This window comes from Acidovorax sp. JHL-3 (assembly GCF_000526295.1).
In the GTDB taxonomy this organism is placed as follows: Bacteria; Pseudomonadota; Gammaproteobacteria; order Burkholderiales; family Burkholderiaceae_C; genus Acidovorax; species Acidovorax defluvii.
Window position 1 is genome coordinate 1 of sequence record NZ_JAFU01000003.1, and the last position, 26,550, is coordinate 26,550.

22 protein-coding genes and 2 pseudogenes are annotated in these 26,550 nt (G+C 59.2%); 5 read left to right on the forward strand and 19 right to left on the reverse strand.

All coding sequences use genetic code 11. The features are described from left to right. Positions 1–446, reverse strand: a pseudogene (locus K226_RS19060) (hypothetical protein); the annotation flags it as partial. A gap of 2,241 nt (positions 447–2,687) precedes the next feature. Between K226_RS19060 and K226_RS0114865 the strand changes: the two are divergent. Then, the gene (locus K226_RS0114865) at positions 2,688–3,158 is read left to right on the forward strand and encodes a helix-turn-helix domain-containing protein (RefSeq protein WP_255346701.1); all 471 of its coding nucleotides are present in this window, start codon (positions 2,688–2,690) and stop codon (positions 3,156–3,158) included. 714 nt (positions 3,159–3,872) lie between these two features. Here the strand turns inward: K226_RS0114865 and K226_RS0114870 are convergent. The 12 genes from K226_RS0114870 to K226_RS0114920 all read right to left on the reverse strand — a co-directional run bounded on the left by K226_RS0114870 (position 3,873) and on the right by K226_RS0114920 (position 17,555). Then, positions 3,873–4,094 carry a hypothetical protein gene (locus K226_RS0114870; RefSeq protein WP_024815552.1) on the reverse strand — a complete coding sequence of 74 codons (222 nt, stop codon included), beginning with the start codon at positions 4,092–4,094 and terminating at the stop codon, positions 3,873–3,875. 202 nt (positions 4,095–4,296) lie between these two features. Beyond that, complete coding sequence (locus K226_RS19870) at positions 4,297–4,635, reverse strand: hypothetical protein (protein ID WP_155886555.1); 339 nt, start codon at positions 4,633–4,635, stop codon at positions 4,297–4,299. A gap of 374 nt (positions 4,636–5,009) precedes the next feature. After that, on the reverse strand, positions 5,010–5,696 hold the full coding sequence (locus tag K226_RS0114875) for a hypothetical protein (RefSeq protein ID WP_155886556.1): 687 nt from the start codon (positions 5,694–5,696) through the stop codon (positions 5,010–5,012). Positions 5,697–5,752: 56 nt separating this feature from the next. After that, positions 5,753–6,610, reverse strand: coding sequence for a universal stress protein (locus K226_RS0114880; RefSeq protein ID WP_024815554.1), 858 nt, complete (start codon positions 6,608–6,610; stop codon positions 5,753–5,755). Positions 6,611–6,630: 20 nt separating this feature from the next. Next, on the reverse strand, positions 6,631–8,109 hold the full coding sequence (locus K226_RS0114885; protein WP_024815558.1) for a SulP family inorganic anion transporter: 1,479 nt from the start codon (positions 8,107–8,109) through the stop codon (positions 6,631–6,633). Between the two features lie 1,284 nt (positions 8,110–9,393). Further along, a complete protein-coding gene (locus tag K226_RS0114890; RefSeq protein WP_024815559.1) occupies positions 9,394–12,387 on the reverse strand; it encodes a Tn3 family transposase in 2,994 nt (997 codons plus the stop codon). Between the two features lie 42 nt (positions 12,388–12,429). Then, entirely contained in the window at positions 12,430–13,740 is a 1,311-nt protein-coding gene (locus tag K226_RS0114895; protein WP_024815560.1) for a site-specific integrase, read from the reverse strand. Between the two features lie 24 nt (positions 13,741–13,764). Further along, positions 13,765–13,911, reverse strand: coding sequence for a hypothetical protein (locus K226_RS19875; RefSeq protein ID WP_153587080.1), 147 nt, complete (start codon positions 13,909–13,911; stop codon positions 13,765–13,767). 126 nt (positions 13,912–14,037) lie between these two features. Continuing rightward, the gene (locus K226_RS0114905) at positions 14,038–14,658 is read right to left on the reverse strand and encodes a superoxide dismutase (RefSeq protein WP_024815561.1); all 621 of its coding nucleotides are present in this window, start codon (positions 14,656–14,658) and stop codon (positions 14,038–14,040) included. Continuing rightward, on the reverse strand, positions 14,658–15,005 hold the full coding sequence (locus tag K226_RS0114910) for a hypothetical protein (protein WP_024815562.1): 348 nt from the start codon (positions 15,003–15,005) through the stop codon (positions 14,658–14,660). Before K226_RS0114910 ends, K226_RS0114905 begins: the two co-directional genes overlap by 1 nt. A gap of 149 nt (positions 15,006–15,154) precedes the next feature. Then, positions 15,155–16,384: a chromate transporter gene (locus K226_RS0114915; protein WP_051463546.1), complete on the reverse strand. Its 1,230-nt coding sequence runs from the start codon at positions 16,382–16,384 to the stop codon at positions 15,155–15,157. A gap of 199 nt (positions 16,385–16,583) precedes the next feature. Beyond that, positions 16,584–17,555, reverse strand: coding sequence for a chromate resistance protein ChrB domain-containing protein (locus tag K226_RS0114920; protein ID WP_024815564.1), 972 nt, complete (start codon positions 17,553–17,555; stop codon positions 16,584–16,586). Positions 17,556–17,758: 203 nt separating this feature from the next. On the opposite strand from K226_RS0114920, the gene K226_RS0114925 reads away from it, so the two are divergent. After that, entirely contained in the window at positions 17,759–18,796 is a 1,038-nt protein-coding gene (locus K226_RS0114925) for a Cj0069 family protein (RefSeq protein WP_230305084.1), read from the forward strand. Positions 18,797–19,006: 210 nt separating this feature from the next. Here the strand turns inward: K226_RS0114925 and K226_RS0114930 are convergent, their stop codons facing one another. After that, a complete protein-coding gene (locus K226_RS0114930; protein WP_024815566.1) occupies positions 19,007–19,513 on the reverse strand; it encodes a heme-binding protein in 507 nt (168 codons plus the stop codon). Positions 19,514–20,243: 730 nt separating this feature from the next. On the opposite strand from K226_RS0114930, the gene K226_RS19065 reads away from it, so the two are divergent. Then, entirely contained in the window at positions 20,244–20,561 is a 318-nt protein-coding gene (locus K226_RS19065; RefSeq protein ID WP_024815567.1) for a hypothetical protein, read from the forward strand. 7 nt (positions 20,562–20,568) lie between these two features. On the opposite strand, the gene K226_RS0114940 is transcribed toward K226_RS19065, so the two are convergent. After that, positions 20,569–20,898: a helix-turn-helix domain-containing protein gene (locus tag K226_RS0114940; RefSeq protein WP_024815568.1), complete on the reverse strand. Its 330-nt coding sequence runs from the start codon at positions 20,896–20,898 to the stop codon at positions 20,569–20,571. Between the two features lie 65 nt (positions 20,899–20,963). Continuing rightward, a pseudogene (locus K226_RS19610) lies at positions 20,964–21,267 on the reverse strand (type II toxin-antitoxin system RelE/ParE family toxin). A 278-nt stretch (positions 21,268–21,545) separates the two neighbouring features. Here K226_RS19610 and K226_RS0114945 point away from each other — a divergent pair. Further along, complete coding sequence (locus K226_RS0114945; protein ID WP_024815569.1) at positions 21,546–22,643, forward strand: DNA-binding protein; 1,098 nt, start codon at positions 21,546–21,548, stop codon at positions 22,641–22,643. 18 nt (positions 22,644–22,661) lie between these two features. Here K226_RS0114945 and K226_RS0114950 read toward each other — a convergent pair whose 3' ends face one another. From K226_RS0114950 to K226_RS0114960, 3 genes are all read right to left on the reverse strand, one after another. Further along, positions 22,662–24,086 (reverse strand): tyrosine-type recombinase/integrase, encoded by a 1,425-nt coding sequence (locus tag K226_RS0114950; RefSeq protein ID WP_024815570.1) that lies wholly within the window; start codon positions 24,084–24,086, stop codon positions 22,662–22,664. A gap of 163 nt (positions 24,087–24,249) precedes the next feature. Continuing rightward, entirely contained in the window at positions 24,250–25,044 is a 795-nt protein-coding gene (locus K226_RS0114955) for a DNA/RNA non-specific endonuclease (RefSeq protein WP_081739433.1), read from the reverse strand. Positions 25,045–25,117: 73 nt separating this feature from the next. Further along, a complete protein-coding gene (locus tag K226_RS0114960; RefSeq protein ID WP_024815572.1) occupies positions 25,118–25,759 on the reverse strand; it encodes an SOS response-associated peptidase in 642 nt (213 codons plus the stop codon). Between the two features lie 269 nt (positions 25,760–26,028). Here K226_RS0114960 and K226_RS19070 point away from each other — a divergent pair, with 269 nt between their 5' ends. Then, positions 26,029–26,442, forward strand: coding sequence for a LexA family transcriptional regulator (locus K226_RS19070; RefSeq protein ID WP_236748872.1), 414 nt, complete (start codon positions 26,029–26,031; stop codon positions 26,440–26,442). The last annotated feature ends 108 nt before the right edge of the window (positions 26,443–26,550 follow it).

Sequence of the window (26,550 nt, forward strand, 5' to 3'; positions counted from 1 at the left end):
ATGAAGCCGGCCACACTTTCAGTTTTGGGAGGCTTGACACCTTCGCTATGGAAAAACGGAATAGGTTCAATCTCGTCGCCGTATTCCCGGTCGTGAACCACGGACATCATCTTGATGGCATTGGTGTCGAGGTTCGACGCTGCCGCCTGGCCGAAGTTATTCCCGTGCGATTGCCTGCATTCGCTGCCGCACGTAGCTGTGGTGCTGTTTAGAGCCTCCAGTGCCAGGTCGGGGTCGCTCAGGACTGCTTCATAGCGTCCCTGGTGGTTAGGCTCGTCTAGCCAGTTCAGAATGCTGGCCAAGAAGTGCAGTGCCTGGGTTACCGTTCGTGGACGGGCGTTGTTAAATCGGAATCGCTTGGACAAACGCTCAATGGCCCTAGGCATATCGTTAACGCGCTGGGGAGATAGACTGGAAGGATTGAACTCATAAACCTTGCCGGGCATCAACTTTCGTTCTAGGTAACACCATAAGTAGACGTGCATCTGCGCACCGTCCGACATGCGCAGAATGTGGTCCGCTCAGGACGTAAATTTCAGGAGCTCTCCATCAAGGGAAATGCAAGCTTGTGTAGCTCAGCGCAATAGGCCCTTTTTGCTCGGGTCCAGTCTGTCAACCGCATAGGTTTCGGCTGCTTTCTCTTTCTTGCTGCGTATGGCCGCTCTCATCTGGTCACCTGCGTCAGCCCACTCGATATGGTCTCAGTCCTCCTTCTGCGCGCCCTCGCCAACAGCTTGCGCATCGACTGTCCTGCTAAATCCGGGCGGTTCGATCAAGGAATGCGTTGTGGCGCCAACGATCAGTTAGACCTGCGGTGCGCCTCTGCGTGAAAGCCGTCTGGGCGTTTTCTCAACGGTCCGAAGTCTGCCCATAAGCGGTCCGTCGGCTCGGTCGCCTCCGAAATGGCTCTCCATTGGGGTGCTCAAAAAACAGATCGATCGCTCAAAGTTAGCTAGTCGGCTAAAGGTCATGCTTCGTTGTGGAAGCTGTTGATTCATGGATTTTCAATGACTGCCAGTCAGTGACTTGGCCACTTAATTCGAAAGTGTACAGATATTCAAGCACATTGGTCAACGACTGGGTCGATTGGTTAAGAAATCTAGAGCATTTCAATTTCCTGCAACGATGATTTTTTGACATTTAAATTAAACAGGCGTTAGTCACGCACTCAAAACTCAAAAAAGCAGGTCAAGCATTCGGTGCATTGAGAGACGAAATGGATCTTCTATATTAAATAAATATAGAAGCAAGGGCGTTATTAATCTTGGCATTTGGGATGTTGATAGGGCTCGAATGACGGCTTCAAGTGTGAAGCGCAATACCTGCCAACCTGCAAGATGCGCAGATGCCAACCGCCTCCTCGCCCCATAACCCACTGCAGCCTGCAGATCACCTCACATTGCCAGCTTGAGGCAGCCGGACCCACAACGTGCGAGCGATTGCCCGGCAGCAGCATCGCTCCGTGGAAAGTGAACAGCGACAGGGTGTTCATGATCAGAGTCGTGCTCTGGTACGGAGCGGACTGGATGTTCAGGTGCACCCCGTTTACCGGTGGGCCGCAAATGCTGTTCTTGCGCCCTGAACACCGGTCCGTCACGTATCAAACTGGTGATCAGCTTTTCGATCTCAACTACGCATTCGGCTACCCTTCTAGGCACTCGGTAGACTTGGGTGCACCATGAGATCAAGAACCGCATAAGCTAGGCATAGGTAAAAGGCCTAATTTCAACCAAAATGGGGACTAGTTGGTCGTCGTCTTTTTAGTTCATCTTGAGCGGAAATCGAGTCAATGCCGACTCGACACACCGCGGCCAATCCAAGCCAATTTTGGTCGCCGCTTTGAAGCGCCTGAGGTCGGCAACGTGCGCGACCCAGGGGGACTTGCTCAACTCCACCAGCAGGCGGCACGTGGGCCGTATTGAGCAGGGTCATCAGGTGCCAAGCAATCCGGGCGATTTGAGAGTCTGCCTGCAAGCCTGCAATTCATCCTCTGACCCTTGTTGCCGCAGCCTATTGCTCGGAGCTGGATGGCCAGTCGATCAACGAAATTTTGAAGACCATCCATAAGGATTTCGCCGTGCTAGTTTCCGATAGCACCTCTAGTGGCGTTCCAGGCGCTGTTGGCTTTCCTACGAGTCAGTTCTCTGATCGCCTGAATCAGCGTTACGTCTGACCGTTCGTTTCGGCGCTGTAGCACTCTGTCCACGATTTCCTGGTCGATGCGGGGCGCTGGAGTAGTTCCAGTACATCGTGCAGGGTTTCCATTTCGATGTTGAGATGGTCGCCGGGGCCCCATCGCTTGGCGCTCGGTCACCGCGATGAGCAGCAGTGTCATCGCGAGCGCGGCGCTCCCAGTGCCACCCTGAAGGTCAGCGTGCTGGTCGAGGACGAGGTCTCGCATCTGATTTGCGACTGCAAGGAGCCTGACGATCCTTCAGAGCACTCGGCAGAATCGCTTCCCACCCTCCGACTTCCAGCAGTGCGGTCAGCTCGGTCTCGCCGAAGCAGCCATGGATCCAAATTCTGCTCGCGCACATAGTTTGTTCAAAAGTTTATGGGACTAAATAGTCCCATAAGGGACTTGCGTGCGAAGATAGCTGAACTTTCCGTGTGCAATGCGCAAGCTGCTTGCGACGAGCCGAAGGAAAGCTGTGGGTTGCGCTCGTACTGATCGCGCGCAACCTTAAGTGTTGCCTCATCTCGCATTCACCGTTTGTCCCTTGAAAAGTCGCTTGAACGTCACCCGCTTGGCAGAGTTGGATGCGCAGCTCCGCGAATACGCGAGGCTCCACCGTGATGGCGCACCCCGGTGTGGTTGGGTCAGAACGATCAGGCTCGCTTTCGGAATGAGTTCCAACGCGCTGGGGTGCCGCATTGGAATCAGCGCCCAGGGCGTGAGAAAACTCGAAATAGCCGAAGCTGAAGGCAGCATTACGCTACGAACCCTCTCCAAGCTTGCTCACGGGCTGGATTGCGATGTGAGGTATGTACTTGTGCCACGAACGAGTCTGATTGAGCAAGTGGCGCGAAGGGCGCAGGAACATGAGGAGGACAGTGCATCTGTTGCAGCAACTGCCAATGCTGTCGAGTGGGACGCTGAGGCGCTGATAGCCTTCTCTTCTGTCTTTGAGCGGCTTAGTCGGAAGGAATTTTGGTGATCCGCAAGCTGCGGGCTCCGGGGGTCCAGCCGTACCGAAATGATCTCCAAGCAGGAACGAAATGATTTTCAAAGATGCCCTAAAAGGGTACCCGTTTAGTTGTCCGCGCTGCGATTGGTTTGGCACTTTCGACAGATCCTGCGTGACGTCGAGCTGTCCAGTGTGCGAGTGCGCCGTCAATCCGTTGCAGCAAAGAGGATTGGACAACTTGCGAACACACTACCGCCTGCTGCTGAAGATTGGATACAAGGTTGACTGGACGTTGGAGCAGCGTTCAGCTGAGCGAGATCGGTTGGAGCACTTCTTCGAGAGCGTTGGAGAGCCCCTATGAGGGTTGCAGACCTCGAAACAAAGTATCCCTTGATCTACACGCATTGCCACCCGTGTGGAGGACCTGGCTGGGTAGCACTGCTCGAAGTGCTGTTGGAACAATTGCAGGCGCGGGCTGACTCTGGGGGCGTCCAGGCACGCGCACTTGTTACGAGAGAGAAATGGGGCCGCCTCAGTCTGCGGTTCTTTCCTCTCGACCCGGCTGACGCGGCAATGGTTGTGTACGTAGAAAAGTTGTCGATGCATATCTGCGAAGTGTGTGGCGCACCGGGCACGCTGATCACCGAGCCATGGCACCGCACGCGCTGCAACGCACATATCGAGCAGCGGCCAACCTGGCCTACGTCAGCCCGGTGACCATGGCGGCCAGTTGTAGTCTTCGCATCATGGCTGCGCTTTGTGCACTAGTGGGCAGGTCGCCAGCCAACGCTCGAAGTCGGAAGTAAACGCATATCGATTGAGGCCATCACCCACGGGCACCGCCGATCCACGGAGGAACCCCACGAAGCTCTCCTGAAATGGCATTGGCAGTGAGTCCACGATCACGAACACAGCATCGCGATACCGGTAGGTCTGGACCACGTTCATCAATTCTTCAGAGGTCATCGAGTTCTGGCGACAGTTGGGGAGCACACGGAGCCATACATACGTCCTTCCACATCGTAGTACCCCAGATAAGCCGTAGCACCAAAATCGCCAGATTGACCCGTAATAGAGGTACGGTAAGCAAGGTAGTAGGTGCCCCAGCGGATGCAAATGCCCTGCGATTCAGCTCTGATGTCCATTGGACGGGCCCCTCGGCGGGCCATCACGCAGGTGGTCGCATGGAAACCAATGCGACCCCGTCTGAGCGAATGTTGACGACGCGAACCAGTAGACGTTGCCCCTCGCGGACATGCCCGCCCCAGTCGGTATGAAACCAGTCCGGCAATTCGTGCCTTGGCAAGATGCCGCGCTCCTCTCCGTGAATGAGCACAGGGATAGCGCATTGCTGCATCGGCCCAAGAACCGTGGCCTCGACCGCGCACCCGCGCAGTGAAGCTTCGCGTGCATGGATCTCTGTGGGGTGCGAAGGGTATCCGAGGTAGCCGATGGAGCCAGACCAAAGATTCATCAAGGCAGTGGATTCAAGGTAGGTTGCGGTCATCGCTTCCCCCTTTTGCCTGGCATGGCGTTCGCCTTGGCTTCCCAAGGTAGGCGCCCTCCAGAAAAGCTTGTAAGTTCGTTCGAAAACGCATGTCAACACTCCTTCATAGGCAAGCTGTATGGACCCGCGCGATCTTGCGCAAGCCAAGCGGCCACTACATGGGAGACAAGCTGACAGCCTCGGAAAGGGCGCCGAGGCGGCGCGGTATCACATCAGGTGCAAGCCTGGCCGAGACATGGCTCGGCGGGTTTGTAAGTACCCTCCGTGGGAGGGGCCGACCTGAGGTGTGAGGCACTACATGGGACTGATCGATGCAAGCGAGTTGGACTGTTGGGCTGTCAATATTAGAAGAAGCACGCCGATGCTTCAAGCGTTCAACCGGATTGGGCTGTGCTTCCCAACGGTCGTGTGCGAGATACGCGTGGGGATACAGTGCGGGCGTGTTGCCATACGGCGGCCACCACAATCAATGGCAAAGCAAGCTCAAGCGTCTCCTCGATGGACAACATCAGCATTGCAAAAGTCACTGGTATCACAAATTCAAAGTCTTGCGCCAAGACGTTGACGGCCCGGTCGAGCACTTTGGCGATCAGCGCGGTTGCAATGAATGCAATCACTGCGGAACGGATCGCGTCGTTGCCGCGCGCCTGTTGACGCAGTGCGCGGGTGTAGTGCCACGCAAGGCACAACAGGCTTGCCGCAAACAAAGCCACTGCGCTCAGCGCCCACAGTTTTTCAACTGCGAGCGGCCCATTGAGATAGTAGGAAACTCGTAAGACGCTGGACCCCGTGAGTCGGATGTGCGCATCCCACTCGCGGGCGGCCAAGCCCAATATAACGATCAACAGCGCCAGGCGCGACGACGTCCAATGTCGGCTCCCCCTGCCTGGCGCTATTGCCACTGTCCCAAACGCTGCCGCATAGAGGCCAAGAGTAAGCGACTCGACAAATCCGTCCTCTTGCATCACTGCGAACAAGGTTTCTGAAGATAGAGATGCCCAGAGCAGCTTTCCGACTACTGCGGCCACGCAGACTAACCACCAGGTTTTAAAACGATGCAAACGGAGCCCTCCTTGAGTGGTGTGCCAGCCCACACCGTGGGCGGCGGGTTTGGTCGTCAGCGCAAGATGAGTACCGGTGCTTTGCTTAAACGCAGCAGCGTTGTTGTGGTGCTGCCCACCACCAACTGGCGAATGCGGGAGTGGCCGTAGGCGCCCATGACCAGCAGGGTGTTGCCCTGCGCCTCCAACAACTCTGGCAGCACTTGCTCAGGCTCGCCTTGGAGCATTACTGTGGCGGCGATAAAGCCCGCCTCAGTCAGCACTTTGTGGGCCTCCTGCAGTTGCACGTGGGACTCGGGTGTGTCTGCTGCCGCCATGGCGATCAACGCAGGAATGCCTTTGAGCATGGGGCTGCGAGCCAGAGTCTCAAGCATTTTTCGGGCGGTGGCGCTGCCATCGTAGGCGACCACAAAGCGATCAGGCTCGGCAAAGTGCTCGGAGGTGACCACCAGCACGGGGCGCTTGACGGCTCGGACCACACGCTCCACATGGTGGTCAAGGTGCAGCTTGGCAAAACCGGTAGCGTGGAAATGCTCGCCCAGCACAAACAGCCGCGCATCCGGCTCCATGTCTAAAACGCCATCCACCACCTCGCCGTGGCGCATGCGTGCATCCACCCATTGCACACCGACGACGCGCGCCCGTTCCTGGGCTTTGGCTAGCATCTGGCGGCCGGCTTCCTGGGCCAGCCTGCCGCGTTGGGCATCAATCTCGCTCATTTGGCCCAGCAGGGATTCCTGTGCGCCAAACCCGATGGCCCCGCTCAGGTCGGTAGCGGCAGAGCGGTCAGGGTCCCGTTCCAAAACGTGGAGAAACTCCAGCGGCACATCCAGCCGCAGGGCAGACCAAGCGGCCCAGTCGATCACGGCGGCGGTGGCTGCCATGCCATCAATGCAGGCGTATACCTTGTTCATATGTGTTGTCTCCTTGATTGTTAGTGCATCAGTTTTTCGACAGCGCCGGGCTTGTCGTGAATGGCAAAACGGTCCACCAGCGTGGCGCTGGCTTCGTTCATGCCGATCACTTCAACCTCGGTGCCCTCGCGGCGGAACTTGAGAACGGCCTTGTCCAGTGCGCTCACCGCGGTGATGTCCCAGAAGTGGGCGCGGCTCACGTCAATGCGCACTTTCTGTACCGCTTCCTTGAAGTCAAAGGCGCCCAAAAAGGTTTCTGAAGACGCGAAGAACACCTGGCCTACGACGTTGTAAACACGTTCACGGCCCTCGTTTTCGCTGCTGCTGTCTACGCGCAGCACACGGCCCACCTTGTGCGCAAAGAAGATGCCCGACAGCAGCACACCCACAAACACACCCTTGGCCAGGTCGTGCGTAGACACGGTGACCACCACGGTGGCAATCATCACGATGGATGAGCTCGGCGGGTGCTGGCGTAGGTTGCGCACCGAGTCCCAGCTGAAGGTGCCAATGCTCACCATGATCATCACGGCCACTAGCGCTGCCATGGGAATCTGCTTGACCCATGGGCCGAGGAACACCACCATCAAGAGAAGGAAAATGCCCGCAGAGAGTGTGGACAACCTGGTGAGGCCGCCGGATTTCACGTTGATGACCGATTGACCGATCATTGCGCAGCCCGCCATGCCGCCAATGAAGCCGGTAGCAATGTTTGCCACGCCTTGGCCCATGCATTCGCGGTTCTTATTGCTGGGGGTATCGGTCAGGTCATCCACGATTGCCGCAGTCATCATGGACTCAAGCAAGCCCACCACTGCCAGCGCGGCAGAGTAGGGAAGAACAATTCTCAGCGTTTCCAAATTCAGCGGGATGTCCGGGATCAGAAACACCGGCAGGCTGTCGGGCAGTTCTCCCATATCACCCACCGTCCGGATGTCCATGCCCATTGCCATGGAGATGGCCGTCAGTACAACAATGGTGATGAGTGGAGAGGGAACGGTTTTGGTGATGTATGGGAAGCCATAGATGATGGCAAGGCCCCCAGCTGTCATGGCATACACCTGCCAGCCCACATTGGTGAGTTCCGGCAACTGAGCCAGGAAGATCAGGATGGCCAGCGCATTGACGAACCCGGTGACGACTGAGCGCGACACAAAGCGCATCAAAAGACCCAGTTTCAATACTCCTGCCAGGATTTGCAGGACTCCGGTGAGAATCGTTGCCGCCAGGAGGTACTGCAGCCCGTGTTCCTTGACCAGCGTGACCATGAGCAACGCCATGGCGCCGGTAGCGGCGGAGATCATGCCGGGCCGGCCGCCGACGAAAGCGATGATCACGCAGATGCTGAAAGATGCGTACAAGCCGACTTTGGGGTCCAGGCCTGCGATGATCGAAAACGCTATAGCTTCAGGGATGAGCGCCAGGGCGACCACGATGCCCGCGAGGAGGTCTCCGCGGATGTTAGAAAACCATGTTTGGCGGATTGAGGAGAGATTCATAGGCAGAAGCAAAAATAGAAAGACGACGCGCAGCGACCACGAGAACCGATTGGTTTAGGCGCCACGCAAAGCAGTTAACGTGCCGACGCAAAATGCGTAGTCCAGCCCGAAAGGCAAGAACGCTTGAAGCGGCAAAGCGAAAAAGTGTGCAGGGAAATAAAGGACCGCAAGGCACGCCAGAAGGGTGCCTAGGGCCACCGGAAACACAGCGCTATGGCGGTGTCACGGAGCAGAAAAAACCGCGCGGCAACTCCGTGCATCGGGCAGTGCCCGAGCTGTGCAGGGAGAGTCGCAGCAGGTTGTGCATCGCACCATTGTAACGGGGATGACTAGACCTAAAAAGTTTGGTGCTTGCCATCATTTAGCACCGCTCAACTTGTTGGGGGCTGAAAGAAGATGGAGCGAAGGGATTCCGCGCCTATCCACCGACGGACCTATCACCTTTACTCATTCAACGTCGGGGTGGTCACGTTCTCTGGACTACGTGATCAACCTGCTGGACTTGCCGACCAGAACAACTGGAATACGCAACGTGCAACCCGTAGCACTGCTTGCTCGGGAAAAGTGGGGATTTCTTAATCTGCGCTTTTTCCGACTCGACCCTGCAGACGCATCGATGTTGGCCTACGTAGAGGCGCTTTCAAAGCGGGTGTGCGAGGTATGTGGAGGCCCTGCCCAACTTGTCCAAGAAACCCATCTACGAACACGTTGCGAAGCGCATAGGGACGTACTGCCAACTTGGCCCACATCGGCGCGATAGATGGTTGCAAGAACACTGAAACACCATTCACGGGCTCCGGCAAGAACTGCCTCCGGGCAATCGCCGAACGCAATTGATCCATAGCCACGAGCGTATTGGCCGACGAATACTGACCGGCTAAACCGCCGCCTGCTGCCCTCCTTGCCGTGGACGGCCTTTGTATAGCGGGGCTCGTCGAAGTGCCTGCGCTTGGCTACGGACCGCTTCGAGCAAGCACGGGAAAGCTACAACACGATAGTCTTCGATGATAACAACGACCCATTGTCTGCCTATCGACGCCGTCCTTCCCACTCGATAAAAAGGAACGGTGTGAACGGATTATTTAGCAGTCGTTCTATCGGACCGTCAAAGACTAGTTGATTCACCTACCGGACTTGCTGACCGGAACAACTGGAACACGCACGATGTCCACTCTACTAACAGCCGCAAAATAATAGCCAAGCACTTTCGAGATTAAGCCGAGCGAATCAGTTCAAGAGGGTCGGCAGGGATTCATGTAAAACCCAGCAGAAACGACCCTAAGTCTATGATTCCATTGGGATTATGGTGGCATCGAAGTTCAAGGGGCCAATCTTCCGCCGAAAATCCAGCGTGTAGTCACCAAACCGGTTGATGTGCGCCGTGCGGAACGGCGCCAGGCCGCCCAGGATCTCCAGCGTGATCTCGGTCCCCTCGTCGCGAAGCTCCTGCAGCACCTTCGTCATGCCCACCACGTTGTGCAGAATGATCATGTTGGCCACCAGGTGGTTGTACTTGATCACCTTGCGCTGCTCGTGCCGGATGTTCTCCGCAATGATCCCTTCTCCCCCAAAAAATGACCACTGAGCAAAGCCGTTGAACTGCTCGCTCTTATTGGTTTCGGCATGGATTACCTTGCGCAGCCCGACATCGCCGATGTAGCTCAGCAGGAACATGGTCCGGATGACCTTGCCAAGCTCTACAAACGCGAAATACAGCTTGTTCTTGCGGCTGTAGGTGCCGAGCCGGCGCAGGATCGCCGACGGCGTGATCTTGCCGGTCTTGATGGAAACCGCCACCCGCAGCATCGCCGGCAAATGCAGCTCAATCAGCCGCCAGTCGATCACATCGCTGAACAGCGCATTGATGTTGCGGTAAACATTGCCCGGCTCCGGGCGATGGAATTTGAGGTCTTGGATGCCCCGGATGCGCGGCATGAGCTGGATGCCCAGGAGGTGCGCCAGCGCGAAGACCGGGTAACTCTGGGCCTGGGTGTCCCCGTGAATCGTGTCCGGTCGAATGTCCGATTCGTTGGTCATCAGCCCGTCAAGGATGTGGATGCCCTCATAGGTGCCGCAGGAAATGAAATGGCTGAACAGCGCGATGAACTTGTCCGATACATGGTAGTAGCCGATACCGCCGTACCCACCATAGCGGATATGGTGCTCGGACAGTAGGTTTTGCTCGTAAAGATTCCACTTGGTGCCGTCCGCCGACGCGTGTTTGCCCGTGCCCCAGTAGCCTGGCAGCTCAAACTTGTTGTAGGCGTTGATCACCTTGACAATGGCCTTGTCCAGGAGGTCCTCGCTGACGTATTTCAAGTTCAGCCAGGAAATCTGCCGGCGGCTCAGACCTTTGATCGATTTGGCGGTCTGCACGGGCCCCAGGTTGCAGCCGTAGCAAAACAGCGTCGTGATGACGCGCATGCGCAGATCCTCCAGGCGGCTGTCGGTCCCGGCGAGTGGCCGGAACAGCTTGTGCAGGTCCAACCAGCGCTCGGTGTCGATCATGACGTCCACGATGCTGGCCGCCTCCATTCGCTCGGTGATCAGGGCGTCGATCCGCGCGGCCGCCTCGACGATTTCTGAGCGCGGCGGTTTCCGCAGGATCAGGCGGCCGTCGACGATCTCGGCATGGGCGTTTTCCGGGAAAGTGGCGTCGATGTCGTGGGCCCGCTGGGACATCGCCGATTTGAGCATCGCCACAAAGGTGCCGGGATCTGTCTCGATGCCGGTGACCTGGCCATAGTCGCCCACTTCTCTTTCAAAGGTTTCGTCATCGACCAACTGCTCGCGGTAATCGTCATAGCGCTCGCCGTACTTGATGAAGAGATCGCCCGACTTCAGGTCGTCTTTGACAGCATGCATGACCGCCAGTTCAAAATACCGGCGGTGGACAGCCTCCGCCCGGCCCTTGCCGGATGGACGGACCAACACCAACCGCTTCCACTGGCCTGACATCCAGCGGAAATCCTTGTCTTCAGTCAGGCCCAGCATGTCCAGCGGCACGATGTCCGCACGGTTGTCGCGCAGCTTGTAAAGGGCCTCGATCAGCCGCTCCGCTACCTGGTCCTCGCTGCTGGCCTTGGGCGAGGCGATGCCGATGCAGTTGAGCAACTGGGCCCGGACCATCTTGTAGGGCTGCAGCAGGAAAGGCAGATGGTTGCGGCCCGCATAGGCCAGGTGCTGTTCGCATTCGTTGAGCAGCTCGTCCACGTCGGCCACCAGGGTGGTGCCGATGGCGTCCACACGCTGCGTGTCGGTGCCCTCCAGCTGGTAGGCGCCCAGGATGTCTTTGAGCTGGCCAACCAGCATGTCGGTTTTTTGGACCCGCTCCTGCTGGAACGAGAGCAATTTCTGCCTGGCATTGTTTTCCAGGTTCTGCATCAGGCGAATAAACAGGTCCGCGGCATCGTCCAGGGACTGGGCATGCTGCGCCCGGATGAAGATCACCGCCAGGGCGTAGCGCTTTTGCGGCTTGAGTTCGGCCATCTCGGCCGCATTGAGGGCGCGCGCCAGGTGGCGAAACTGTTTGAGCTTGGGCACCGGCACGTCGGGCTTGGGAAGCTGCTCCACCAGGTACTGCAAGCGCCGGATGTGCTGGATGTAGGTGCGCGTTTCCTTGTTGGTCGGCCGCTTGGGTTCGCGTTTGAGCATTTGCCAGGCAGAAACCGACTCGCCCGTGGCGGTTTTAAGCAAACTGTCGATCAAGGTCCGGGTATGGGCTGTCAGCTGGTTGGTGATTGCGGAGAAATACCGGTTGTTGCTCTTTTCCCGGGCTCGATACGCCATCCGGTCCAGCGTCGAGAAGGCGGGCAGCTCGTAGCGATGGTGGACCAGCTCCTCCAGCATCACGTTGATGATGTCGGCCACCGCGTGTTTGGTCTCGGCCGCCGTGTCGGCCACGACCTCCAGCCAGGCGTGGCCCCCCGGGTTCATAGGTTTGACATTGAGGTGCCGGCGTAAGGTCGCAAACAAGGCGGTGCGCGAGCCCGAGGCCTCGAAGCGCTTGAGGTCCGCCGCCGGGGGCGGCCTAACCACGCCCACCTGCTGCGCAATGTGCTCCCGGATCACCGGCGGCACTTCGGCCAGGGAGATGAAATAGCCCAGGCGCTGGAAGACTTTCAGGTGGATCAGTGCCGCCATGCGCGGCAAGGCGCGCTTGCCGATGCCGGCAGCCAGGAGTTGTTCATCCTTGGTCGGTGTGTAAAGCTCCGCCAGCTCACGGGGTGTCGGATCGGGTTTCAGGCTGGGATAGGCCGTCTCATGGAGCGTGGTCATTCGCGGGGACTACCCCGCCTGGCGGCAATGCTTCCCATCGCCTCAATCCCAGTAGGTGTCGGTCGCGGGTTCGTGAAATGAGGTTTCCAGCAGGCACTGGTTGTCCTCGGCGATGCGGTACATGTCATCGAGCAGCGTGGCGATCACCTCGTCCAGCAAGTCACGTGACAGGTAGGGAACTGCGAGCTCGTAGAGCGTTCCCTCGGTGTTCAGGCGTTGCATGGCGAAACGCTCAAAGCAGGTCTGCTCGATCAGCCGGTGACCGCGAGCCAGGCCGCGCGACTGCTTGCTGAAGCGGGCCAGCACCAGCGTGACGCGCAGGACTGCCATGGGCGTCGTTCCTTCGGCCGGTGGGCGGGGCGCTTCGATTTGTTCGGTCAACAACAATGGCAGTAGCTGCGGAACTGCCGGTGCCAGGGCCGTCAGGCCCTGCTCGAACCGGGCCTGCAGGCTGGAATCCGACGCATCGAGGTAGCGCATGGCCGATTTGACATCCTTCCAGCCGACGTATTCCATCAGTTCCTTGATGTCCCAGCCGCTGGCGCGGGTCCAGCCGGCAAAGCCGCGGCGCAAGGAGTGGCTGCTGTATTCCTCGGGCGACTCGACACCGGCTTCGGCGAACAGGCTGCGCAACAACGGAATCAGGCTGTCGGCATGCAGACTTTCGTCGGCCACATTCCCCCAGCGGTCGATCTTGCGGAACACCGGACCCTCGGTCAACCCGGCCAGGTCGATCCAGGCATTGAAGGCCGTCACGGGACATAAGCGGGACAAGGCTGGGCATTTGAAAACACGGCCCTGCAGCTGCCGGTCGCCTTTGGTGCGGCCCAGGTAGCACGCCATGCCCTGGCCCGGCGTCACCTCGATGTTCTCTACGCGCAGGTTGACCAACTCGTCGGAGCGAAAGCCGCGCCAGAACCCCAGCAACATCAGGCTGCGGTTGCGGGTTTGGCGCAGCAAGGCCGGCCGGTCGCCGGACCGCTGGGCGTTGCCAATCGCGACATCGAGCCACTGGTCGATCTGCTGGAGCACCGCCAGCTCCAGGGGGCGCGCGCGCTTTTCTGGCACGGCGTGAATTGAGCGAATGCCTTTAAGGACCTGGCGCACCAAGGGCGACTTGGTGGGGTCCGCAAAACCTTGGTCGGCATGCCATCGGGACAGTGCCGCCAGCCGCTGGCGAAGGGTGTTGATGGCCAAGGTAGGCGCGTAGTCGGCGAGGTAGCGGGCGATGGCGTCAGCCGTCGAGGGCAGGAGGCCTTTCCACTCTATTTCAAAATGTCGTATGGCCGAAGCGTAGCTCCGACGCGTGTTGTCGCGCTCAGCGGCTTCGATGTAGTCAACAACACGATTCATTTCAGTTTGTTTTTCGCCTGTCCATTAGCGTGGCTTGCCCCGCTCCGCCAGCAGGTAGCCAGCCATGATGGTGCCGAACAAATCGAAGCGCCCCGCCGGGCGCAGGGGGTACAGCAATTGGCGCCAGTTCCATGCACGCACCAGTTGCTCGGCCAGGATGGACAAGGGCACCAAGACCAGCCAGCTTGGGTCCGCGCCTGTGAGAATACCGAGCCGTCGCGCCGTCGGTGTCCGGAGATGCCTATCTTCACGTGCACACGAGAGAGTGCCAACCCGCCACATGCAACGCTAAATGCCTCATATCGCACGTGCGCCGGCCAGCCGTGCACTCACGCTCTCCCACTGGATGTTCTGGAAGAAAGCATCAATGTATTTCGCCGCCGCAGCGCCGTAGTCCATCTGATAAGAGTGCTCGTACATGTCCATCACCAGGATCGGAACGGTGGCGGCCGGTCCATGCGCGTGATCGGCCATCCAGTAATTTTCCAGCTGCCTGGTGTGCAGGTTGAACCCAAGAACCACCCAGCCGGACCCCCCACCGAGGCCGGCACCGATGCGGCGGAATTCCCTCACCCAGTCTTCGAAGCTGCCGAAGGCTTGAGCGATCGCCTCTCGCTCGGTAGCTGCGGCCTCGCCACTGCCCCCGAGGTTCTCGAAATACAGTTCGTGCAGCACCACCGATCCAGTGCGAATTAGGTGCTCGCGCTTCAGGTCGTTGTAGATGTAGGGCGGCAGGTCCTTGTCGCCTGCGGCCTGCACCAGCCGGGCCTTGACAGCGGCCAGTGCCTTGACCGAGCCGCCGTAATTGTTTTCCCAATGGGAACGAATCATTCGTTCGGACAGACCCGTTAGTTTTGACGGATCGAACGGCAGCGGCTTGAGCGCGTCCTGACTTTGAAATGCTGGGGATGTAGTCATCATGAACTCCTTTTAAGAAAACCTTGATATACGAGTTGCTGCCCATCTAGGTACTGCAACTCGTTGCCTCGTCGATGCACCGAGAAGCACGCCGCCTGTGTGCTGCTGATCTCGGGCTTCAGCAGGCACAGCTGGTCGCCTTGAACCGACCATTGGCCCGCTTTGCTTGTCCCGCTCTCGGAGCGGATGAGTCGACCATCGGGGAGGTACTGATGCTCCCAATGTCTCCCGTCGCCGACTGAGCTGCCGCGCAACGCGGAGCGGATCTGCTGGCCATTCAAAGGAGCAAAAGCCGCCGATTCAGCGGCCACGTCCGGCAGCGTCCATGCACCAAGCACGAGCAGCAAGCAACCGCAAGCAACGTTTCGGCGCAGCCGTCCGTCTAGGCGGGTTGAGCCGAGGCCTCCGCTGGCGCGACTTTTCTTGATCGGAGCGACCTTTAACGCGACGCAGCGCGCTGAGCGAGGGCAAGCAACAGGCTGCATACCCTGCTGGCTCACGCGCCGCTCGGCATCAGCAGCCAACCCGCGACTCCGGCCCCGATGATCGCGACTGCGATGTTGAGCTTGTTCTTCCAGGCATACAGGAAGGCCAAGGCCGCGACAAAGATCGATACGGCCACCGCCAACGACGGCACACGCGCGGCGGTGACGAACGCCAGGTCAACCGTGGTCGCGGCGATTAGGCCGACCACCCCGGCGGCGACGCCGTCGAGGAAGGCGTGCATCTCCTTGACCTCTAGCACTGCCTCGAGCCGGTCGTAGAAGATCAGCGAGAAGGCAAACGCGGGAAGAAAGACGCCGGCGGTCATGACCAGCGCACCGAGCGGCCCGCCGGCAACATAGCCAACGAAAGTGGCGAAGATGATGAGCGGCGCGGGCAGCACCCCAGACAAGGCCAGGCCGTCGAGGAACTGGCCGTCGGTGATCCAGCCGCGGCCGACCGCGTCATTGCGGATGAACGGGATCGCCGTGTAGGCACCGCCGAAGGTGAGCAGGCCCGCCTTCAACCCGGCGACGAAGATGAGCAGCAGCGAAGCCTCGCCCTGGACGACCGCCTCCACCAGCGGCTGTGCGCGCGGCGCCCAGAGCGCCATCGCGGCGGCCAGCGCCACCGCGCCGGCAGCGACCAGGAGGGCGAGCCTGCCACGCTTGAGCATCCACAAGGCATAGACGCCGCCGGCGGCTGGCAGGGTGATCCAGAAGGCCACGCCGGCGGCGGAGGCGAGTGCGGCCACGATGGCGATGGCCCACAGCCAACGGTCCACCAGGATGTGCTCGCCGATCCGGTGCACCGCCCGTACGATCAGGGCGATCACTGCTGCCTGTACACCAAGGAACGCGGCGCCCAGTGCCGTGCCAGCGATGTCCATCCGGAAGTAAAGCCATGACAGCGCCAGCATCAACAGGAATCCCGGGAGCATGAATGCGAGACCGGCCAGCACCCCGCCCAGCCGCCCCTTCGCACGCATGCCCAGATGCACGCACAGCTCGTGCGCCTCGGGTCCGGGCAGCACCTGCATCACGGCCAGCAAGCGGTTGAAGCGTTCGCTGGAAATCCATCGTTCCTCGTTCACCAGTTCCCGGCGCAGCATGGCGACCTGCGCCACCGGGCCTCCCCAGGCAAGGAAGCCGAATTTGAGAAACCGCATGAAAAGCTGAAAGTACGTCAGCGTCGGAGGCACGGCCTCGGGGCCGGCAGCGCCGGTGGTCGTCTGCGCACTCATGCTGCCCCCGGTTCAGAGTTGAGGTTGGGACGGATGATCGAAGCGGCGCGCAAGCCGGTCAGGAAAAGTGTCATGGCGTTATAACAGGTGGTTGGTTGAATCAAAGTCGCTATCGGCAGTTGGGTGGGTTCCAGGTGTGGCTCGGGGTAACTTGGCGCGAAGCTCACCAATGTGCGGGGGGCTGGGCGGATCATCTGGGTCATCCTGGGCGACCGCCAGCTTGTTGAAAGTACGCGTACAGGGAGTCGAGCATTTTGCTCATCTCCGCCAGCAGCGCGTCGTCCTCGTCCAGGCGTTGATGCGCGCCTGCCAGCACGGCCTCGAAGCCTGCAGCCTCGGCGACCGGTTCGCCGCCCACGTCGAGCTGGTGTACAAGCGCGGCGACGCGCATGAGCGCAGCATCCTGCTCCAGGTCGAAGCTAGCCATTAGCGTCTCGAAGGTCACCCGCTCGCCCACGTGCGTAAACGCCGCGCCGTCGAAATCGAAACCGAGTGCGCCTTTCGGGCAATCTGACGGCTGGGACAGCCACTGAAAACGCGCATCGCGGTCGATGAAGCGCTGAATCAACCATGCGCTGGCAACGCGGTCCACCCAGGGCCGACGTCGCGTGGCCCACGTCCGGCCTTGGTAGCTGCTCGCATCCAGCCTGGCAATGCCGCCTGCCGTTTCGTGAGGCTCGTCTGGCGACAACACCCGCTCGATGCGTTGGGTGAACTCCGTCCAGGCCGCCTCTGCCTCCAGGCTCGCGTCGCCGGGGAAGAAGTCAATGGCCCGCACCATGTCGCGCTCGCGCTGCAGCCTGCGCTGCATGCGCGAGACCTCGGACCCCGCCAGCCCGCTGAGCGTGCGTCCCGCCTCCTTCCAGGACTTGCACAGCTCGGCGTAATCGTCGCTGCGGTCAAACAGCTGCCGGTAGGTTGCAGCTTCGTCGACGGACCGCGGCTGCACGTCCATCAGCCACGCGTGGCCTCCCTCGCGCCGGCATTCCTCAGCCAGTTCCTGCAGCGCCACTTCGCGTTCCTCACCAGCTGGTAGGAGATACGCCCCGTCCCGTAATGCCATGCAGCCAAGCGACTTCAACGCCCGCCAAATGCGGGTCCGCGCGGTGGCGCCGGATGTAGGCAGTGAAACAATCAGCAACAACCAGGGTGGCAAGAACAGCAAACTCATGTCATGATCATACTGTAATGTCTTGAACTCGACATTAAAAGAGTCAACAGACCAGAAACGCGAATACTTTGCTGGTCGAGGCTCTCTTCGGCCCAGTGGGGGTATCCATTGCTGAAGCTCTTATGAATGCCATGAGGACCTTATGAAATACGCTTCAATTGCTCTGGCAGCTTGCTGGCGTGTGAGCCGCTGAGGAGTTGCCCTTGCCTACATCAACCGTCGCATTACTTTATCCAGGCGATCGCCGCATGCGGGATCGCTCTGATCCGACCGAGAGCCGGTTTGCTGCGTTGTTTGATGCTTTCGCCCTCGCCGGCGTGACGGCGGTCCCTGCCGTGTACAACGACGACTTCGCCGAAGAAGTGGAGACGCAGCTGCGCAACTGCCGCCTCGTGCTGGTCTGGTGCAATCCCATCGAAGGCGGACGACGACGGGATGTCCTGGACGCCATGCTGCGGCGGGTTGCCGACTCGGGGATTGTGGTCAGCGCGCATCCGGAGGCCATCCTGAAGCTGGGAACCAAGGACGTCTTGTTCCACACGCGCGATCTCCCGTTTGGCAGCGACGTTTGCCGAGTCGACAGCCTCAAACAACTCGAGGAGGAATTGCCAGAACGACTCCGCCACGGCCCACGGGTACTCAAGCAATACCGGGGACAGAGCGGGAACGGTGTTTGGCGCGTGCAACTGGTGGGTCCCATGGCCACACCCGCGCGCCTGCGGGTGCGCCACGCCCAGCGTGGCAGCGACGAAGAGGTGATGGAAATTCCAGCGCTCTTGGCAAGACTGGCTCCGTACTTCGAGCCGGAGAACGGCGGACACATGATCGACCAGGCATGGCAACCGCGCTTGGTGGAAGGCATGGTGCGCGCCTATCTGGTGGAGGATCGGGTCGAGGGCTTCGGGCACCAGTCGGTGAACGCGCTCTACCCCGCCAAACCTGACGAGCCGGCACCGCCGTCCAGCCCGAGGCTGTACCACGCCGCAAATCTGCCGCAGTTCCAGTTCTTGAAGGAACGACTGGAGACTGAGTGGGTCGAGTTGCTCCGCACACGCGTCGGCCTTTCGCGCGAGCAACTTCCGTTCCTCTGGGACTGCGACTTCATGTTCGGAGAATCTATCGCCGATGCCTCTGAGCGCTATGTGCTTTGCGAAATCAACGTCAGCAGCGTAGCGCCGTTCCCGGACTCCGCCATCCAGCCGCTCGTTTCGGCTGTTCAACGTCGTCTAAAGCAGATTTGATCGCCTGTTGCGCACGTTGCCACAGCCAAGTAGCTGCGAACCTGACTTTTGGCCTAAGTGATTGACGCGTGTTCTATCAAGCTGGTGTATGTAGGCTAGCCACCGACTCTCGTCTATTGCAGGATGCATAAGAATACTGGCCATGGCCGGGGTTAGGCTGGCAACGTCAGCAGGGAGCTTGACCACTGACCGCACGAGAGTGCGGCCTAGTCAAAAGTCGAGTTCGTCGCGGATAGCAGCAATGCCCGCTTTGGCGCAGACGTCATCGGCATCCCCGCCCGGCGCGCCCGAAACCCCAATGGCGCCCACGATGGAGCCAGCCGATTCAATGGGAATGCCACCGCCGATGGCCACGATGCGGGGAAGGTGTCGCACGCCAGATGCGGGTTCACCTCCTTGAGTGGAACGGGTGAAACTCGTGGTATCGAGTTTGAAGGTCACGGCCGTGTAGGCTTTGTTGATGGCCGTATCGACTGTGTGTGGACCGGCGAAACGGTCGCGAAGCATAACGAGCGCGTTGCCGGCACGGTCATTGACCGATACGGCAGCTTGATGGCCATTTTTTCGGCAAGTCTCTAGCGCAGCCCGTGCCGCCTTCAAAGCGGCATCTGGCGTCAAGGAGGCTGACGTGAAAGTGGCTTGTTGCGCCAGTAGCAAACCAACAGGCATTCCAAGCAATAAGACGAAGGTCAGAGTTGATTTTTTTGCAGTGCGCATTGGTAGAAAATTCCTTTTCAGCGGTCATGTGATTTGAGTTCAGGTGCCTCGAGGCGCTTTTGCTGGCTAACTTCGATTCTCCCGCAATCTGCTCATTCTGGTGGGCATTTGCAAGCACTATCGAAGCACCCATTATTGGCGTTTTGCCTTGCGCAGAAGCGATATGCATCCGGAAACTCGAAAGCCTGGTGCTTGAGGGTTAAGAAGCCGTGCTTGAAAACGCCGCTGACACGCGGTTGCAATGCCGCCTTGCAGTCAAGCACGTTGAGATAAGCGAGATTCCCGCGCATCCGGCTCAACTGGGTTGAATCGGAATAATGGCATTCCTGGGTCTGCTTAAGAATGGGTACGAAATCACAGCGAACTGTGATGTTCGCCGTTCCTCTGCGCTCAGTTTGGCGCGGCAGTCGCGAAATGGCTCTTTGGCTAACTAATTCGAATAATCAACTTTCACGACAGCTCCTGGTCGGCCGCCCGCCTTTCAGTCATATTTGCCCTCGTAGATAGTCTGGCATCCGCCGAGACACATCAGCAAGGCAGGGAGAAACCATACTTGCGCGTGCGCATGCTTACGCTGTTCATGCAAATGCCGATGACTTGGGACCCGGCAGGCATGTCACGGAGGGAATGATCATGGTGCTCGTCATCGTGGCTAAGCGTGCCATTCCGGCACGGTTATGCTTCGCGGGACAGCAGGATGATGCAGGCAGTTATTTGTAAGGAGAATTCGATGCAACTCAAAACCATGGAGGCCGTGAGCGTGGTGCATCAGATCCGATGTGACCGGTGCGGCAAAGAGACCGAGCGTGGCGAGCTTGGCTTCGCCGAGATGACGTCGATCGGCTTCGACGCGGGCTATGACTCGATTTTTGGGGACGGAAATCGGGTTGAGGCGGATTTATGTGAGACCTGTCTGCGTGACACCTTGGGCGCATGGCTCAGGGTCAGGACACAGGCCGAAACGTCTTTGGCGACCAAGCTGGCAGCATTCAAGCCGGAGGTACATGGAGGGGAGTTCCCTCCACCCAAATCAGCAGGGCCCGGATAAAGGCCAATCAGTCAAACTGCAGTTCGATCTTGCCGGCGCGGCGCCGCACCGGGCCGACCACGATCTTCACGTCATGGCCCAGCCTGGCCACCAGCTCCAACAGTTTGGCCTCGCTGACGCCGCGAAACTGGCCGCGCGTGATGCGCGAAACCTTGGACTGGTCGATCCCCAGCAGCGCAGCCGCATCTTCCTGCGTCAAGCGGCGCGCCTTGATCGCTCGGGCGATCTCGCCGGCGAGCTGGGACTTGCGCTGCATCTCGGCCGCGTCGGTGTAGCCCAGGTCGGCATAGACATTGGTGCTGCCTTCTTCGGTGGTGATGCTTGCGGGTTCACTCATTTGCGTGCTCCTTGCTGTGCCTGCCAAGCTTCGAAGTCCTGCTTCGGCCTTCAGGCGGGTGGTGATCAATCCGGTTTCGGCGTGGCGATGCCGCTTTGGGACTTCTTCTGAAAGCAGTGCAGGACATAGACCCAGCCGGCGAACTTGACGGTGTAGACGCCCGGTGAGTGTCGCCCTGGGGGTCCTCGACCACCTCCAACACGCCGGCCGACCAAAACCCGTCATGACCTTGGCATCCTGATGCTTGCCACTGGCCTGCGCCAGGTCGATGGCATGGCCAAAAACGTCTTTGACATAGTCCGGCATCGCATCCAGATCGCGCTTGGCGGAACTGACCCATTTGACGGGTTTGCGGGTTTGCTTCGACATCGCTTAAATTATGTCTGTTTGGGCATAATCCCGTCAATTCGCCGGGGCGGACCTTTTTCGGGGACGCGAGTTTTGTTCCGCGCGGTCATAAGCGCATATGACGCCACATTAGGCCGACCCCATACCGCTACCACGGCTGAAACCATCAAAAATTACCCTCACATTGGATAATCCACTATTACCCAGTGTGATATTTACTAAGATCTATGATTTATTGACCTCTTAAATAGTATGTAATATCATGGTACATACTACAGTACAAAATAACGAGGTGAACCATGGCCCGAGCCGGAATCTACAAGTCTGAAGTGCTGCGTGCCCGCGATAAATTGCTGGCCGCAGGGCGCAATCCGTCCATCGATGCGGTGCGCGAAGAGCTGGGCAGCGGCTCCAAAACCACGATCCATCGCTACCTGAAGGAGATCGAGGAAGAGGAAGGGCCAGCCACCGGCAGCCGCGTAGCCGTCAGCGAGGCAATCCAGGACCTGGTGGGTCGCCTAGCCGCCCGCGTCAATGAAGAAGCGGAAGAGCGGGTCACCACGGCGCAGGCCAAGCACGCCGAGCAGCTGAGCCAACAGCAGCAAGCCGTCGCGGCCCTGAAATCCGAGGCGCTGGCCACGCGCCAGCAGCTGGAGCAAACCCAGCGGGCCCTGGCCGACGAAAAAAACGCTCACGGCAAAACCAGCGAAGCTCTGAGCCGCAAGACCCTGGAAAACACTCAGCTCGTCCAGCAGGTGGCCGACCTGCAGGAGCGCCTCGCGGCCGAAGAGCGCCATCGCCAATCCCTGGAAGAAAAGCACAAGCACGCGCGCCAGGCGCTGGAGCATTTCCGGGAATCCACAAAGGAGCAGCGCGACCAGGACCAGCGCAAGCACGAACAGCAGGTGCAGTACCTGCAGGCCGAGTTGCGCACCGTGAACGAGACCTTGGCCACCAAGCAGCAGGAAGCCGTCCATACCCTTCAGGAAAACGCACGCCTCCTGGGCGATTTGTCGCGCGCCCAGGGCGATCTGCACCAGGCTCAGGAAGAGGTGCGAGGCCTGCGGCCGCTCAAGGATGAACTGGGGTTTGCGCAAAGGCGCTCCGAGGAATTGGGCCGGCGCCTGGTTGAGCAGGACGCGGCCGTCCAGCAGCTCAGCACTTCCAAAGAGCAGTTGCAGGCCAAGGTCGACGAGCTGCTTTCCGCCAAACAACAGCTGGAACTGGCGCTGGCGACGGCCAGGTCATCCGTCACGGCCCAGGAGCAGGTCGTGGCCAGCATGCTTGAGCGCTTCAGTACGCCGGCGACTGGCCCTAATTTGGTTGCGAACCCGGTTGAAGAGGCCGGTCGTCCAGGGAAGAGAGAGTCGAAAAAGTCAACGGGGACAGGCACTTAAGCCTGTTTCTGCTGGGTTTTACATGAATCCCTGCCGACCCTCTTCAAGCAGATGCAAGTTCCAGTCGACATCGGCCTGTTCAAGTTGGTGCATGTGCTGGCGGTACTGGAGATAGCGATCGGTCGTGGTTGCATTCGCATGCCACAGGAGTTTACGCAGTTGATCCCGAGCCCAGTTGTAGCGCTGGTGGGTGTCTTCACCCTGCAAAACGGCATCAACCCAGTTGACCCCGTAGGAGGCCCTGAGGTCATGGAACTTGAAGGAGAAATTCGGAATAGTCTTCCGTACCTCTGGGATGAGGTAGTCAGTCATGAAGCTCCTGAGGTTTTGCCCGGTCGGGGACGAGCGCTTCAGCAGTTCATGGGAGTTACGCGCTGCGTTGAGATCGTCCTTCGACTCGTAATATGGGCCACCCCGATTGGAGAGGAACAAATAGTTTTGAGGAGACTCCTTATGGTCGGACTTGACGCGCCTCGCCCGAGCTTTTTCGGACACCGCATAGGTATGGAGCCATTTATAGAGGTCCTGCGGCACAGCGAGGTACACGCCAGTCGCGTTGTTCTTGGTATCAATACCGGTCCCCGGCCCGCATCGGAGCTTAAACGGCCACTGGTTGACTTGGCTGGGCGGCACTGCAAAGTCACCCCAACGCAGTGTGAGAACAGTCTGAATCCGGGCGCCTGTAAGGAGAGCGATCAGATGCATGAGTTCATATTCGCGATTCCCGAGCTTCTTTAGCGCATGGACCAACACCTTTTGCTCATTCTGAGATAGCGGTACCAAGTTCCCTCCATCATGAATTCCGCGGTCCCAGGCATAGTCTCGCTTTGGAACTTTGATTGATAAGTCAGTTGACTGAACCACCTTCACCTGTTTGAAGCCCTGGGTGTCGCGGTACTCAAGACCAACGGCTGCGTCAACCCAAGGGGCGTTCTGGGGCCAGAAGGCCATCCTTTCGGTGTCCTTGAGGAACCGATAGAAACTCACCACCGTTTGCATACGGCCGCTGGCAGTACTGCGCTTTATAGCGCCGCTGTTGATCAAATCCTGAAGGTGATTCTTATAGAGATAGGTGGGACGAAGATATTTGTCCACCGCAGAGAAATCGTCCCAGTCAAGCCCTACCTCATCGAGGAACCTCAAATATGCCCGCAGCCCCTGTGCAAGGGGGTTCAGCGAAGATGCTTTGAGAGGGTTGGCTCGCGCTCTATCTAACAACCACAGGCAGGCCGGTGCCCACGGCGACCCATCGGCGTTCAGAACTAGAGGGAACTTAGGGAACGTTTCCCACTTGATCAACTTCGAGGCGCGTAGCTCTCGCCAGTACCTGACTCGTTCGCCCTTAACCAGGTGGTCAACCAGAATGTGTCGAGAGCCCTGCTCTGCAGCAACTTTAGTGTTGCGGAAGATAGGAAGCGTGTAGATCGACGGCCCTTCGAGCATTGAGAGTCCCGTATGGAAACATTGTGAGTGTGTCCATACAGGCGCTTTCAGTCAACTGTGGTCTTGCTCGGCGAACCTGTTAATGGAACCTTCAATCGACATTGTGTTGGCGGAGCGGGGTGCCCCATTGTGAGCGTGACTCACAAGAGGAGTAAATCACTCCTCAGTTCAGTTGCGAAACCACAAGCCTTGGCAAGAACTCAACCCCCGTGCGCTTCACCAGCTCTTCGTAGGTGATGGGCCTGCCGACCCGCTCCCCCTCCCGGTTCTCCTGCCAATGCGCCCAGGCTCTGTTGTCGTGCTGGTCGTACACGAGCTTGAACAGGTAGGCTGGAACCCCGACCCCGTTGTTACCGATGCGGGGACTCTCCGGGGTGAACACCGGCCCGGTGATCACGAACACATCGCCCTTGGCCCGCCGGATATACCGGCGAGTGTCCTGCTCGATCTTGGCCCAGGCACCACCGTTGTGCTGGATGTCCTGCGGCACCATGTTGGCCAGGCTGAAGCTCTGGGCCATGGCTGTCGGCGTCGGCATGTCTCCTGCCGGGGCCATGTGGCCACGGGAGTAGCCCGAGCGCTTGTAGTCCTCCAGTTCTGCCCGCTCGCCACGGGGGAGGCGCGCGTCGGCAAAGAACTTGGTCGCTCTCTTCTCGTCGGCATCCTCAATGGTTTGGCGGTTCAGGCGCTGCGCCACATAGACCGGCGTCCTGGTCTCCCCGCTGTGCAAGATTGCAAACGCTTCGTAGCACAGCTCGCGCAGCTTGGGACTTGCCGGTATGGCGGGTGGTTTGCCATCCACGAAGAACTGGGGACATTGGGCAAATCGGGTCGGATGTCCTGATGCACTGTCCAGGGCTTCAAAGACGGGGAGCCGGGCATTGGCTGCGCTGGTTACGGTCAGTGCCAGGATTGCAGTCAGGCGCAACATGCGCGCCCACAGCGTGGTCTGTTTCATTTCAAACGGTTGGTTCATTGCTGAGTTGAGAGGGGGACAAGGTACTCCAAAGTCTCTTCAGGATCGCGTGGACCTATCCCGCCCGCAGGCCCCCAGCAGGAAAGGGCTGCAGGAACTCCATGCTGCGGGTCGCGGGTGCTTGCAGCCAGTCTTCGAACTGTTCCGGTTCCAGAATCACCACCATGCGCTTCTCATCCGTGGGTTTGTGGAACAAGTTCATCAAGGGATGCTGGTCAGCGTTGATGGTCAGCATGGTGAAGCTGTGCACGGTCTCTCCACCCGGGGACTTCCACTTGTCCCACAGTCCGGCGATTCCCATAGGTTGGTCATCTGCACGGCTGATCCGTGTGGCAATTGCTTTGCCCGAACGCCAGTCTGGCTCGTAGATGGCCATGGCTGGGATGATGCAGTGGCGGGCCTGGCGCCATGCGTCCCGGAAGCTGGGCTTGGTGGCCACTGTTTCGGATCGGGCATTAAACGTGTGGCGGCCAAGTTTCAGGTCTTCAGCCCAGTGCGGCACCAGCCCGAATTGTCCTATCAGGGCTTCATGGGCTGGGACGGCTTCATCGCCCACATCAGCATGCGGATGTCTGCGGATGAAGCTGCCTTGGTAGCAGGGCCACATGTCTTCCTTGCCTTGGGAGGAAGGAGGCTCGGCCTTGAAGATCTCCCGGTACGTCTCGGGTCGCTTGATGCCCTGGTAGTGGCTGCACATGCCCAGTCCTGTCGTTGTGTGGTGTGTTGTTGTCCCCAATCCACGGGGGCATTGCTGTGGATAGTTCCTGGGATAACTCGCTCATCCTGCGCCAGTGCTGGCTTGCAGCACGGTGCTTAAAAGATGGGCACACCGCCGCAGTCGGGTATGGCCTAGGAACCGCAGCAGAGAATATACTGGACATAACAACAGTATTTATCTTTGCGGCGCCTTTGCCGATCCTGGCTTCCCCCATGCACCCGGTTCTCCACTCTTCCTGCTCCACTCCCGTGCCCTATGTTTCCGGACTGACGGCCCTGGAGATAGACACGAGCGTGCGCGCGGGGTTTCCGTCTCCGGCGGAGGATTTTCAGGCAGAGCGGATTGATGTGCTCAAGCACATCATCTTGCATCCCCAGGCCACCTATACCTTGCGCGTGCGGGGGGACTCCATGCGTGATGAAGGCATCTTCGACGACGACGTGATCCTGGTGGACCGGGCCATCAAGCCGCGCCGTGGTCATATCGTGGTGGCGGTAGTCGATGGGGGCCCGCTGGCAATGTGGTACGCGACCAAAGAGGCGCTGCGGTGTTTTTGCGGGCGAACTCACGGAATCGTCTGGACGATGGAAGATCCCCCGATACTCAAATGCGACGGGCGGGAACTGGCGCTGCTGCAAATGCAGGAGAGGCACAGCGAATGAGCCTGGCAGAGTGCAATGCGCACCTCGCGGCTCAAATCGAGCGGTTTGTGGCGCGGATGCCGGAACCATTGACCGCACGGGAAGTGCTTCGCAGAGAAGTGCAGGCGG

Bases quoted from the DNA above. Each gene is read 5' to 3' on its own strand.
- K226_RS0114870 (WP_024815552.1), bottom strand. From the start codon at position 4,094: ATGACCTCTGAAGAATTGATGAACGTGGTCCAGACCTACCGGTATCGC.
- K226_RS19870 (WP_155886555.1), bottom strand. From the start codon at position 4,635: ATGACCGCAACCTACCTTGAATCCACTGCCTTGATGAATCTTTGGTCT.
- K226_RS0114880 (WP_024815554.1), bottom strand. From the start codon at position 6,610: ATGAACAAGGTATACGCCTGCATTGATGGCATGGCAGCCACCGCCGCC.
- K226_RS0114885 (WP_024815558.1), bottom strand. From the start codon at position 8,109: ATGAATCTCTCCTCAATCCGCCAAACATGGTTTTCTAACATCCGCGGA.
- K226_RS0114890 (WP_024815559.1), bottom strand. From the start codon at position 12,387: ATGACCACGCTCCATGAGACGGCCTATCCCAGCCTGAAACCCGATCCG.
- K226_RS0114895 (WP_024815560.1), bottom strand. From the start codon at position 13,740: ATGAATCGTGTTGTTGACTACATCGAAGCCGCTGAGCGCGACAACACG.
- K226_RS0114905 (WP_024815561.1), bottom strand. From the start codon at position 14,658: ATGACTACATCCCCAGCATTTCAAAGTCAGGACGCGCTCAAGCCGCTG.
- K226_RS0114915 (WP_051463546.1), bottom strand. From the start codon at position 16,384: ATGAGTGCGCAGACGACCACCGGCGCTGCCGGCCCCGAGGCCGTGCCT.
- K226_RS0114920 (WP_024815564.1), bottom strand. From the start codon at position 17,555: ATGAGTTTGCTGTTCTTGCCACCCTGGTTGTTGCTGATTGTTTCACTG.
- K226_RS0114930 (WP_024815566.1), bottom strand. From the start codon at position 19,513: ATGCGCACTGCAAAAAAATCAACTCTGACCTTCGTCTTATTGCTTGGA.
- K226_RS19065 (WP_024815567.1), top strand. From the start codon at position 20,244: ATGCAACTCAAAACCATGGAGGCCGTGAGCGTGGTGCATCAGATCCGA.
- K226_RS0114940 (WP_024815568.1), bottom strand. From the start codon at position 20,898: ATGAGTGAACCCGCAAGCATCACCACCGAAGAAGGCAGCACCAATGTC.
- K226_RS0114945 (WP_024815569.1), top strand. From the start codon at position 21,546: ATGGCCCGAGCCGGAATCTACAAGTCTGAAGTGCTGCGTGCCCGCGAT.
- K226_RS0114950 (WP_024815570.1), bottom strand. From the start codon at position 24,086: ATGCTCGAAGGGCCGTCGATCTACACGCTTCCTATCTTCCGCAACACT.
- K226_RS0114955 (WP_081739433.1), bottom strand. From the start codon at position 25,044: ATGAAACAGACCACGCTGTGGGCGCGCATGTTGCGCCTGACTGCAATC.
- K226_RS0114960 (WP_024815572.1), bottom strand. From the start codon at position 25,759: ATGTGCAGCCACTACCAGGGCATCAAGCGACCCGAGACGTACCGGGAG.